Source organism: Romboutsia sp., assembly GCF_051659545.1.
In the GTDB taxonomy this organism is placed as follows: Bacteria; Bacillota; Clostridia; order Peptostreptococcales; family Peptostreptococcaceae; genus JBOFOR01.
The window spans coordinates 18,735-28,908 of sequence record NZ_JBOFOR010000340.1 but is presented as its reverse complement, the minus strand read 5'-3'; the positions used below and the strand labels follow the sequence as shown (position 1 = coordinate 28,908).

15 protein-coding genes and 3 pseudogenes are annotated in these 10,174 nt (G+C 26.5%); 6 read left to right on the top strand and 12 right to left on the bottom strand.

The window, feature by feature from the left end:
- Positions 1-97 precede the first annotated feature (97 nt).
- Positions 98-274 (bottom strand): annotated as a pseudogene (locus ACRC03_RS20145) (GrpB family protein); the annotation flags it as partial.
- Between the two features lie 175 nt (positions 275-449).
- Positions 450-1,082: a type A chloramphenicol O-acetyltransferase gene (gene catA / locus ACRC03_RS20140; RefSeq protein WP_438654401.1), complete on the bottom strand. Its 633-nt coding sequence runs from the start codon at positions 1,080-1,082 to the stop codon at positions 450-452.
- Between the two features lie 89 nt (positions 1,083-1,171).
- Between catA and ACRC03_RS20135 the strand changes: the two are divergent.
- Positions 1,172-1,399, top strand: a pseudogene (locus ACRC03_RS20135) (isochorismatase family protein); the annotation flags it as partial.
- 204 nt (positions 1,400-1,603) lie between these two features.
- Here the strand turns inward: ACRC03_RS20135 and ACRC03_RS20130 are convergent.
- From ACRC03_RS20130 to ACRC03_RS20115, 4 genes and pseudogenes are all read right to left on the bottom strand, one after another.
- Positions 1,604-2,134, bottom strand: a complete 531-nt coding sequence (locus tag ACRC03_RS20130) for a dihydrofolate reductase family protein (RefSeq protein ID WP_438654400.1) — start codon at positions 2,132-2,134, stop codon at positions 1,604-1,606.
- Positions 2,135-2,452: 318 nt separating this feature from the next.
- On the bottom strand, positions 2,453-2,659 hold the full coding sequence (locus ACRC03_RS20125) for a PF20097 family protein (RefSeq protein WP_438654399.1): 207 nt from the start codon (positions 2,657-2,659) through the stop codon (positions 2,453-2,455).
- Positions 2,660-2,812: 153 nt separating this feature from the next.
- Positions 2,813-3,039: pseudogene (locus tag ACRC03_RS20120) on the bottom strand (Na+/H+ antiporter NhaC family protein).
- 47 nt (positions 3,040-3,086) lie between these two features.
- Positions 3,087-3,368 carry a hypothetical protein gene (locus ACRC03_RS20115; protein WP_438654398.1) on the bottom strand — a complete coding sequence of 94 codons (282 nt, stop codon included), beginning with the start codon at positions 3,366-3,368 and terminating at the stop codon, positions 3,087-3,089.
- Positions 3,369-3,775: 407 nt separating this feature from the next.
- On the opposite strand from ACRC03_RS20115, the gene ACRC03_RS20110 reads away from it, so the two are divergent.
- The gene (locus ACRC03_RS20110; RefSeq protein ID WP_438654397.1) at positions 3,776-4,048 is read left to right on the top strand and encodes a TfoX/Sxy family protein; all 273 of its coding nucleotides are present in this window, start codon (positions 3,776-3,778) and stop codon (positions 4,046-4,048) included.
- Positions 4,049-4,190: 142 nt separating this feature from the next.
- Complete coding sequence (locus ACRC03_RS20105) at positions 4,191-4,766, top strand: PIN domain-containing protein (RefSeq protein ID WP_438654396.1); 576 nt, start codon at positions 4,191-4,193, stop codon at positions 4,764-4,766.
- A gap of 73 nt (positions 4,767-4,839) precedes the next feature.
- On the opposite strand, the gene ACRC03_RS20100 is transcribed toward ACRC03_RS20105, so the two are convergent.
- The gene (locus ACRC03_RS20100; protein ID WP_438654395.1) at positions 4,840-5,337 is read right to left on the bottom strand and encodes a hypothetical protein; all 498 of its coding nucleotides are present in this window, start codon (positions 5,335-5,337) and stop codon (positions 4,840-4,842) included.
- A 339-nt stretch (positions 5,338-5,676) separates the two neighbouring features.
- Positions 5,677-6,390: an EcsC family protein gene (locus ACRC03_RS20095; RefSeq protein WP_438654394.1), complete on the bottom strand. Its 714-nt coding sequence runs from the start codon at positions 6,388-6,390 to the stop codon at positions 5,677-5,679.
- Positions 6,391-6,624: 234 nt separating this feature from the next.
- Between ACRC03_RS20095 and ACRC03_RS20090 the strand changes: the two genes are divergently transcribed.
- The 3 genes from ACRC03_RS20090 to ACRC03_RS20080 all read left to right on the top strand — a co-directional run bounded on the left by ACRC03_RS20090 (position 6,625) and on the right by ACRC03_RS20080 (position 7,733).
- Positions 6,625-6,777, top strand: coding sequence for a hypothetical protein (locus ACRC03_RS20090; protein ID WP_438654393.1), 153 nt, complete (start codon positions 6,625-6,627; stop codon positions 6,775-6,777).
- A 170-nt stretch (positions 6,778-6,947) separates the two neighbouring features.
- Complete coding sequence (locus tag ACRC03_RS20085; protein WP_438654392.1) at positions 6,948-7,100, top strand: hypothetical protein; 153 nt, start codon at positions 6,948-6,950, stop codon at positions 7,098-7,100.
- A 354-nt stretch (positions 7,101-7,454) separates the two neighbouring features.
- Positions 7,455-7,733 (top strand): hypothetical protein, encoded by a 279-nt coding sequence (locus ACRC03_RS20080; protein WP_438654391.1) that lies wholly within the window; start codon positions 7,455-7,457, stop codon positions 7,731-7,733.
- A gap of 19 nt (positions 7,734-7,752) precedes the next feature.
- Here the strand turns inward: ACRC03_RS20080 and ACRC03_RS20075 are convergent, their stop codons facing one another.
- From ACRC03_RS20075 to ACRC03_RS20060, 4 genes are all read right to left on the bottom strand, one after another.
- A complete protein-coding gene (locus ACRC03_RS20075; RefSeq protein ID WP_438654390.1) occupies positions 7,753-8,046 on the bottom strand; it encodes a hypothetical protein in 294 nt (97 codons plus the stop codon).
- A gap of 74 nt (positions 8,047-8,120) precedes the next feature.
- Positions 8,121-8,669 carry a hypothetical protein gene (locus ACRC03_RS20070; RefSeq protein WP_438654389.1) on the bottom strand — a complete coding sequence of 183 codons (549 nt, stop codon included), beginning with the start codon at positions 8,667-8,669 and terminating at the stop codon, positions 8,121-8,123.
- A gap of 12 nt (positions 8,670-8,681) precedes the next feature.
- Positions 8,682-9,338, bottom strand: coding sequence for an ABC-2 transporter permease (locus ACRC03_RS20065; RefSeq protein ID WP_438654388.1), 657 nt, complete (start codon positions 9,336-9,338; stop codon positions 8,682-8,684).
- Positions 9,338-10,174 (bottom strand): ABC transporter ATP-binding protein, encoded by an 837-nt coding sequence (locus tag ACRC03_RS20060; protein ID WP_438654387.1) that lies wholly within the window; start codon positions 10,172-10,174, stop codon positions 9,338-9,340. Before ACRC03_RS20060 ends, ACRC03_RS20065 begins: the two co-directional genes overlap by 1 nt.

Sequence of the window (10,174 nt, the reverse complement as noted above, 5' to 3'; positions counted from 1 at the left end):
TTTATCTCCTTATTATTATTTACTACTGACTCTATTATATAACATCTTTTTATGAAAATCAAAAATAACCTAACGGTAGGCTTACATCCTCCACCTCCTACGGTGAGGAAGAGGAATTTCGCCTTATTAGGTTAAAATTACAACCAGCTTTTAATTCTACCATAATATCAATAATTGGTTTTTCCCAAATTGTATTGACAGATGTACTTCCAATATGACTTATACGTACTATTGATTCCATTTGAAGAACTTGATTTAGTCTTTGCTCTTCTTCTCTATACCAATATTTTCATTCAAATGTTCAGTAATAATTTTAATTTGTGATTTTTCATTTTCACTCAATACTTTAGTTTTCTGAAAATAGTTGTAAGTTTGTTTCTACATACTTACTAACAAATACAGTTCCCGCAGTAACTAATACACGTTTCATAAAATTATCCTACAAATACCTACTTCTCTAAAATATTTATTAATTCTTGCAATTCATTTACGAAGCGACTTACATGAAATCCATCACATACTGCATGATGAACCTGTATTGCTAATGGCAACATATATTTTCCATTTTCTTCATAATACCTTCCAATAGTAAAAATTGGCAATAAATATTCGTATCCTTTTTGTAAGTTTAAATTAAACCCATCAAATGTTGTCCATGGTATCATTGATACTGGAAAATTATTTGATGGTACATTTGGTTTTGCTATCATTCCCTTTACTGAACTAAATACTTCTATGTCTTTTTCATATGATTTGTAAAATTCATCGTAATTATCAGAGTATTCTGTCCATATATTGGTAAATGTTTCAGTATCTTTATTAAATACGGTATAACATGGTAGCATTTCATCAAAAATACCCAAATCTCCATTCATATCATAAGATGTTCTAAATTCACAGTGGCTATTAACTACTTTGGTAATAAAATATAGCATTGTTGGGTATAGTTTTTGATTTATTTTTTTAATTTTTGTAATATCCAGTTTAACAGTCATACTATATGTGCATGGAACTTCAGAAAAGTAATGTTCAAAATATTCTCTTCTATCCCAATCTTCTTTATTTATAACTCTAAAATTCATTTATGTATTTTCCTTTCAAATTTTTTATTTACCTTGTATATTATAAACTATCTTACTACTTGTTGAAACTTAATTCTTAATATTATACAATTTACATAGATAGAGAAAATAATATTGAAGTAATATATGTACGTCATGATGACGGACCCGAAAACGAGTCAACTAAAGCAACTAGTTGTTTTGAAATCTATGAAAAATTCAAAGATGAAAAAGATATAATTATTGTCGGACTTCAAACAGACTATTGCATTGATGCAACTATAAAATGTGGTTTTGAGCATGGTTTTAATATTATTGTTCCAGCTTACGCAAATACAACAGTTGATAATACCTTTATGACAGCTGAGCAGTCTTATAAATACTACAATGAATTTATGTGGAATGGCCGATATGCAGAGTGTATTTCATTAGATAAAACACTAAATAGAATGAAATAATTTTAAATTTTAAACTACAAGTCTATTTTTCCATATCAAAATACCCCAATCCTTAGAATTTGATTCCAATAATTGGGTATAGTACTATTTTATATTTCGTTTTGAATATTTCATTATTACTACCCCATCTTCGACTCCATAATACTGAAGTGATAAATCTATCTTAGGGTTATTTTCTAAAAATAATTTTCTTCCTTTTCCTAAAATAGTGGGTATCATTCCTATAACATATTCATCTATAATATCAGCTTTGACAAAACTATCTATTAAAACTCCTCCACCAAATAAAAATACATTTTTGCCCTCTTCTCTTAAATCACTTATAGTCTTTACTATATTATCATTTATAAAATTATAGTTTTCATAATTATCTATTTCTTTAGAGGTTGCTATGTATACTTCTTTTTCTTTAAAATCCTTATGGAAACCTTGATTATAACAATTTTTTCCCATAACTACCACATCAATATCTTCTAAAAACTTAGCATAGTCCCATTTATTCTCTGTATTTAATGTGGAATTGCCATCTCCAACTATCCAATCAAAGCCTCCGTTTTCATCAGCTATATATCCATCTAAGCTTATTGCTAAATTTAATATTATTTTTCCTTTCATACCGTTGCCTCCATTTATTGTCTAATAATATTTTTCTAAATATCAGTAGATTTTCTAATATTACTACTTTTTTAATATTACTATCTTTCATAAGTCTTAACAATAATATGAGTAATTAAGTATTCGGAATTAGAACTTACTTGGTATATTAATAATCTGGGATGATAGTAATATATTATAGGAATGGAATGAAGTTGTATGTTCTATAATGCTAAGAATAAAAATATAAAAATAGGTAATGCGGATATGGATTTTAATTCTCAAGTTTTAAGCTTTTTGAATGCATAGATTATTATCTATACATTCAAAAAAATATAATTATTTAGCTACATCTATAGTTATCTTATTACATTCACTGCAGTAATGTCCTTCTACCTTTGAGTCCATAAAGTCTAAAATTATAATTCTTTTTATAATAGCCGATAAAATTACACCTTCTTCTTTTTTGGGTACCCACTTAATCGGATCTCTGCCACCGCGTATAATTCCTAGCACCATTTCATTCTTGCAATATGGGCATTTCATAATTTATTACCTCCTCTTAAGTATATAAATATAATTAAATATTCCTAATATATTTATAATCTTTGGTTAAACCTTTAATATTACTGTCTTTGTTAAGATTACTACATTACGTAAGTATTAACAATGATATCACTAAATAAATATTTTAATTTATTACAAATCCATTTTACTCCAAGATACAATTATAGTAATTATAGGAGCCACAAAACAAAGTATTGCATATGGGGCATAGGCTATACAAGAAACTCCAGTAACCAAACTTAGTATTAAAGTATTCGCACTCCAAGGTATAAGTGGGCTATAATAACACCTGTATCTGAAACAGTTCTTGATAATATATTATTCTCAAGTCCAAGCTCCTTGTACTTAGATTTTAACAATTGAGCAGGTATTATTATTCCAGCAGATTGATCACAAGTTAAGATAGTTAAAAAACTACTGTTAACATTTGATAAATACCGCCTCCAAGTAAAATATTATTTACCAACGTGGAACCAGTATTTACTTTATAGCCAAATACTATATATTTTATTAAATCAAAGACTTCGATACCTTGTGTAAATATACTTATTAAACTTCCTGCTATTACACCAGTTAACATACAATAAACTGACTTAAAGCCCATAATAGATAGACCTATTGTTAAAATTGGTAATAATAACAACAATGGCGATATCATAAAAGTATCCTTAGTTTTTACTTTAGTCATATTAATATCCCTTAAAATTTCCCTTCCCACAATTCTTCGTCAGATAATATTTCATATAAATTTTCTACTATTGCTATTACAAGTTTTTCCCCTTATTTAATAATTTTCAGTTAAAAATCATTAAATACACTTCTCTTATATTATGACACATTTTCTATATTATTTCATTGCCTATAAATAGCTGAGTACATTAATTTCACTTCTAAGCTAAATATTTTTTAAGATTTATAATTTTATGTTAAATATTGTATATTTTTTTGGACTAGCTAGATTTTAATGGTAAAATTAGCTAAGTACACTATAAAATATAACGAATATTACTAAGTTTTTGTATAATAATTATTCTTAGTGTGCATAATTTTTATAACAAGCAATTATAATAATATTTAGGTAAAGGAGGAAGATTAATGGCTCCACTGTACAATCTTCCCAATATTAGCAAAGTAATTGAAGGTAGGCTTATAGAAGTTGATATCAATACCCCTCAAGTACTTTTTCAAATTGGAAGTAAAGAAGCCTTTAGTAGAATCAAAGAAAAAGACAGTACTGTTTGTATTAACATGCTCTATGCTTTAGAGGGTGCGGTTGAAGGTATTAGGTGGCATTATTTATCAGATAATAAAAAACGTGAATTGAAGGAGTTTTATAAAACACTTCAAACTGAGAAATTTAATTGTTAATTTAACTGTTAAGAAGGATAAATGTCAAATTAAAATGACTTTTATCCTTTTTAATATTATTTTTATTAATAAGATATTGACAAGTGCTTAACATTAGTTATAAGCTATTTTAGACAATAGTACATATTTTAGGAGATTAATTATGAGATTTTTTTTACTCGATTCAGAAAACATTCAACAATACAACTTTATAGATGATTTAAAGTTAGGATCTAACGACAAGATTATAATGTTTGTTAGCGACAAGTCTAAAAATATAAAGGTAGAAGATTTAAAAAGATTTACCTTGTGTAATGCTCAAATAGAATTTGAAGATGTTTGCACAGGTGATAGAAATGCTCTTGATTTTCAGCTAATTGCTTATTTAGCCTTAATAGTTGCAACTAGTAACAAGGATGAAGATAATAGCTTCTACGTTGTTAGCAATGACAAAGACTTTAAAGTGCCTTGCGAGTACTTAAAAAATAAAACTGGTGCAGATATTTCAATCTTTAAAACTGAAATTAATTCTCGTCCTTTAATTTCTTTAGATGAAGTTGCATCTACTATAGAGGAAATTTCTGATGCTAGTCATTTAGAGGAGTCGTTAGTGTTAATGATGAAAAAAGCAAAAAATTTATCTGTTTTACATAACCAACTAAAAAATACTTATGGAGATGATAAAGGACGAAGTTTATATGATAAAATTAAACCATTATATAAATCTGGCTCATTTTAATCTTTTCCTATATTTTAATACTTGTTGATTATTAAAACATAATAGTGGACAGTAAAACTGTCCACTATGCTTTTTAATTATATAAACTATCTATTGTATTTACTAGCTTATAGGAATCTATAGTATAAGTTTTATCAAACACACTTTTCATAGTTTCATCATTTATATCATAAATTTCCACTCTCATATAAGTATTTTTATGATTTACTTTTACTAAATATATTTTAGTTTTGTATATATAAGAAGTCTCTTCCTTACCTTCAATTTTTTTGCCATCTAACAAAATAGTAACATCTTCTTCAACTTCATCAGGAGCAGCTTTTAAACTTGTTAGTTTTAGCTTATTATTTGAAATTTCATCACTAATAGTTTGTAAATCTTGTGCTGATATTTTATAATCATAATTTTGTGTAGATGTTTCTTTATCTTTAAGCCACGTAGCAACTACATCTTTGCTTGTAAATTCTAGAGCAGCTTTTATTTTTAATTCATTTCTAATTCCCAATCCGCTAATTATTACTGCTATTAAAATAACCCCTAGTAATAATCTATTTCTCGATTTGCTAAGCATTCTATTACCTCCATTCTCTAAAATATTTCCTTATTATATATATTAAAAAGTATACCCTTTTTATTCTGCTATAAAACAATTTTTCATAGTTTTAGACCCTCTATTTAATTAATTAAAGCACTTACCTATATAGTAAGTGCTTTAGTTTGCATTTTTTACATAATATTATTAATATTCTATAAATACATTTAATTTCCTTTTTCTAGTTCATTTTTTTCATAACTTATTCAGTAACTAAAGCTTCAAAGTGCTTTTCTAACTCTTTTTTAGTTTTTAAGTTTAATGTGTATTCTATATTCTCTAGAATCTACTATATTATATCTTCCCCCATATTTAATTTTATTTTAAGATTCTCATTCTATAAGCGTACATAGCAGTTCTGCTTAGCTTATTAATTAATTTATGGTTTACAAAAGCACCTACAAAAGCTCCTATACCTGGCACCATTTGAAGTAGTTTTGCCAAGTCTATATAATCCCTATATTCTTGTTGGAAAGTTCTCCAATCAAAGTCATTTATATCCTCTGGAAGTGTTTTTGAATACTCTTCCCAATTTTCCATATCCGCAACTAACTTGTTTATATGTTTTTTGCTAGAAAAAGCTAGAGAAAATATATTAAGAATATAAATTCTTTCTCTATAGTCATTAGTATCAAATCCATAAATTGCAGCTATTTCATAAAGAAACTTTACCTTAATACTCAGTAGTAGTGGAAAATCTGTTAAGCCAATTAATATTCCTGCCGCACCTGTACCTGCACCTTCTACTACTGCTGTGGTTCTATAGGTTTTAGTCTTTTCTTCTAGTAAATATTCTCTTTCTTCTAAAGGAATATTTGTTATTGGGCTTTTTGTAGTGTATTTAGAGCCTAGTAAAACTGCTCTAGTCATGCTTTTTATTACGCTTGTCATGATTTCATGGTACTTATCTGGCAAGATACCATTAAATTTATTTTGAGTTCCCTTTGAGGCTAGCTCTACTATTGATGGCTTTTTTTTCATTTTCTTTTTCCACTTATTTAGTTCTTTTAGAGCTTTTGTATTATAATCCATACATACCATCCTATTTTTTATTAATATCCTATGTAGATATTATTATCATAACAAAAATTTCATTTAATTTAAAGCTAAATAAACCATACATAATAATATAAATCTGTTAAATACTCTAAAGTACATTGCTGCCTCATTAGGCAATTAACTTGTTAAAATCAACGTTTTTGGCTATAATAGAGTAATAGAATTTAGTTATAAATTGTACGGAGTTAATAAGGATGGTGAATAATTTTGAAAAGAATAAGCTTAGGAACTAGCGATTTTAAAAAAATAATAGATGACAATAAATATTTTGTTGATAAAAGTTTAATAATAAAAGATTTTTTAGAAAAAACTCAAGAAGATGCTTCCTATTTATTCGAAGGTCTAAAAATAGAAAAATAAACAAAAATAATGAAAAAACAAGGAACTTTTCCTCTTGTTTATTTAACCTTTAAAGATGATAAACATAGAAATTATGAGGCTTTTATTAATATAATGAAGAGATAAAGATTGACCTTGAGACTTTATACAATGGTGGATATGTAGAAACCGAGATTAATGAAGATATTGTTATGAGTGAATTATCTAACGGAAAAGATAATTTGTGGAGCTTTTTACTTCTTTGTGGATACTTAAAACCTATTGAAAAAGTATACCATGCCTTTGTTTTAGGTATGCTTGTATCTTTAAGCTCTACTCATGAAATGGTAAAGAAGTTCATATAAAAAAAGGAATCTAATTAACATAAAATCTAGTAGTAACTAAACAAAATAATTATTTAGCTACTACTAAATTTTTTTCATTTATATAAAATCCTTTCTAATTTTGCCAAGTACTGAAAGTACATTTGGTCCATGGCTTGCATATTCTATATCTATACCGTAAATTTTATCCTCTGCTAAAAAACCTCTATTGCATTTATATACTATTTTTGTATTAAGTCTTCCTTTTATTTGAATTTTTTATTGTTTGTGTTTTTACTGAATTTTTAAAATAATTAGATTTTTTAGAATTTTAATTATAAATTTTCTATTTATGTAAATAATAGTCCTTAGTAACGTAAAAAGGAGTGTCGATTAATGGACAATTTCGTAAAATACTTGAAGGATAGCTTGGATTTATCACATTTTACATTAATAAAGACTGCATATAGCAGAGCTGTTATATTTAAAGTTTTTAAAGGCTATACTAAATGTATATATATTAATATAGTTGGTAACTGTGTTGAAATAAGAGTAGATAAAGTTTTTGATGAGAAAGATATTTATAAAGGCATTGAACGTTTAATAATTAGTAGTAAGTATTTCAGCAATATGGATGATTCTGTAAAATATATAAAAAGAAACATAGCTATTTAATAATAGCTATGTTTTTTTACTATCTAAACATTCCTAAGTCAGCTTCAACTGTAAACTTATCTCTACTAAAAATACCACCGTAAGATATGCTTATATTTTCTAATTGTACTGCTAAACCTACATTTATTATTACTTTGTAACTATCTACTTCAAAGATCATGTCATCTTTTTTTATTTCATCTAGTTCAAAATCAAAAGTTGCATCTTCGTATATAGAAGGTCTTCTTGTAAAGATTCTTATGTTTTTATGTTCACTATTTTGAAGCAGTTTATCTAATTCTGCTTTTGCGCTTTCTGTTATTAGTATTTCCATGTCATTACTCCTATAGTTTTTTTCTTTATTATATCATATTTTTTAATATACCCAAATAATTAGAATTTGTAACATTAATATCTTTCTGTAAGACTTTTATCTCCTCCACTACCACCAATCCCAAACATTAATTTATTTTTTCCTTGTCTAAACTTATAAAAATTGACGTTGTAACTTATATCTGGATTTTTTAAGTCAAAGCTATCTGGGTCAATAGTAATTGCTTTTGGTATTCTAAAAGTATATTCTAATTCTTTACCGGGGTCTATTCCAATTATCCTTTCATCACTATATTCCTCATAGTCACCTTTTTCATAGCCTCTTATATAAAAATTTTCTCTACCCCTAGATTCTTGGTCACTTTTTCCTATATATCTAAACTTAAGCTCTAAGTTATTAATATAAGCTATATTTTTACTCTTGTTTTGTGCTAGTACTGTTATAATGTGGTTATACTCATCTTGGGTGTAGCTTTTGTATTTTATATCAAAGTCATAATTAGAGTCCTGAGCATCTTCGTAATCTAAGCTATCTTCTTTTCTTACACTCATAGTCATAGTTCCTATAAGTAATATTAGTGGTAAGCATATACTTAAGCAAACTTTAATAAATTTCTTATCCATATTTTCTCCCCCTTAGTTTGCAATTTCTTTTTTAGTGTAGATTTTCTTTGAAATATACATGGATATTATATAAATTACTAAGCAAACTGCTGCTATTATTATTTGTTCTTGATATTGTTCATAGTACTGAACTATTTGTGGTTTGAAATTTGGAACATCTGACATTACTACCTCTGATTTAGGTCCTTGAACCATACTAAGTATTAATGCTACTCCTAAAACTAAGTTTAGTGGTACATAAGATTTGTTGTATCCATACTTAAACATTATTGGATAAGATACTGCTACCATTACTAACTGCAAGCTAAATATTATAAATATAGTTTTTGCTTGTAACATAATAAAACCATATTCAACTTTTATTATTTGTGAATATATGTAAGCTATTAGTGTAGAAACTATAATTACTATTGTGGCATACAAGTATTTGCTATAAACTACATCTTCTTTTTCTATTGGCATACTATTAAAAAAGTAATCACACTTGTTATGTTCATCTAGATAAAAGCTTCTAAAGATAAATATGTAACTTATAAATAACGGTATAGTAACTGTTGATATAGGCATAAATATAAATATAAATACCATCATTCCTATTATTAGTTTTAATATAGTTTTAGTGTCTGCCTTAAAGCTTGCCATTAAATCTTTTAATAATAATTTTAACATTATGCATCCCCCCTGCCTAAGTAATAAATAATCTCTTCTAAAGTAGCTACTCTTACATTATCATAATTTAAATTATAGCCACTTTTTGTAAATAGTCCTTCACTGTAATAAGGTGTATCATTTCTTTTAATAAAATCAATCCCCATATTATCTAACTCTTCTTTTTTACCCTTTGCTATTTTGTAGCTTTCATTTATTACTTCTTTACTCTCACTAAAAACTAGTTCTCCATTATTAATAAAAGTAATGTAATCTGCTGCTTGTTCTAAGTCTTGTGTAATATGTGTTGAAAAAATAGCACTTTTGTCTCCACCTTCTAATTCTTCTTGTAAAATCCTTATCATTTCTTTTCTAAAAATAGGATCAAGTCCTGAAGTTGGCTCATCAAATATTAATAGCTTTGCACTATGTGATAGTGATTTTGCTAGCATTAATTTTATTTTTTGTCCTTTTGATAGTATTTTTATTTTATAGTTTTTATTTATATTAAATTTGTCTAAATAATTATCAAATTTCTCCTTGTCAAAGTTAGTATAAAAATTTCCTATAATCTTTTTGAAATCTTTTACTTTTAGATTTTCATAAAAATATAAATCATCGTATACAAAACCTAGATTCTCTTTGAAGTTTTTAGTATTATTTTTTATATTCTCATTTTTAAAATATATTTCACCACTATCACTTTGAAGTAAATCCATTATTAATTTTATTAAAGTTGTTTTACCTGAGCCATTAGGTCCAATTAGCCCCATAATAAAACCTTCTTCTAGGTTAAAGTTTATATTTTTAAGTTGAAAGTCATCAAAACTTTTATTTAAATTTTCAATTCTTAGCAT

Coding starts and splice junctions, on each gene's coding strand:
- ACRC03_RS20075 (WP_438654390.1), bottom strand. CDS start 8,046: ATGGAAATACTAATAACAGAAAGCGCAAAAGCAGAATTAGATAAACTG.
- ACRC03_RS20125 (WP_438654399.1), bottom strand. CDS start 2,659: ATGAAATGCCCATATTGCAAGAATGAAATGGTGCTAGGAATTATACGC.
- ACRC03_RS20105 (WP_438654396.1), top strand. CDS start 4,191: ATGAGATTTTTTTTACTCGATTCAGAAAACATTCAACAATACAACTTT.
- ACRC03_RS20130 (WP_438654400.1), bottom strand. CDS start 2,134: ATGAAAGGAAAAATAATATTAAATTTAGCAATAAGCTTAGATGGATAT.
- ACRC03_RS20065 (WP_438654388.1), bottom strand. CDS start 9,338: ATGTTAAAATTATTATTAAAAGATTTAATGGCAAGCTTTAAGGCAGAC.
- ACRC03_RS20115 (WP_438654398.1), bottom strand. CDS start 3,368: ATGACTAAAGTAAAAACTAAGGATACTTTTATGATATCGCCATTGTTG.
- ACRC03_RS20070 (WP_438654389.1), bottom strand. CDS start 8,669: ATGGATAAGAAATTTATTAAAGTTTGCTTAAGTATATGCTTACCACTA.
- ACRC03_RS20110 (WP_438654397.1), top strand. CDS start 3,776: ATGGCTCCACTGTACAATCTTCCCAATATTAGCAAAGTAATTGAAGGT.
- ACRC03_RS20100 (WP_438654395.1), bottom strand. CDS start 5,337: ATGCTTAGCAAATCGAGAAATAGATTATTACTAGGGGTTATTTTAATA.
- ACRC03_RS20095 (WP_438654394.1), bottom strand. CDS start 6,390: ATGGATTATAATACAAAAGCTCTAAAAGAACTAAATAAGTGGAAAAAG.
- ACRC03_RS20060 (WP_438654387.1), bottom strand. CDS start 10,174: ATGCTAAGAATTGAAAATTTAAATAAAAGTTTTGATGACTTTCAACTT.
- ACRC03_RS20080 (WP_438654391.1), top strand. CDS start 7,455: ATGGACAATTTCGTAAAATACTTGAAGGATAGCTTGGATTTATCACAT.
- ACRC03_RS20085 (WP_438654392.1), top strand. CDS start 6,948: ATGAGTGAATTATCTAACGGAAAAGATAATTTGTGGAGCTTTTTACTT.
- catA (WP_438654401.1), bottom strand. CDS start 1,082: ATGAATTTTAGAGTTATAAATAAAGAAGATTGGGATAGAAGAGAATAT.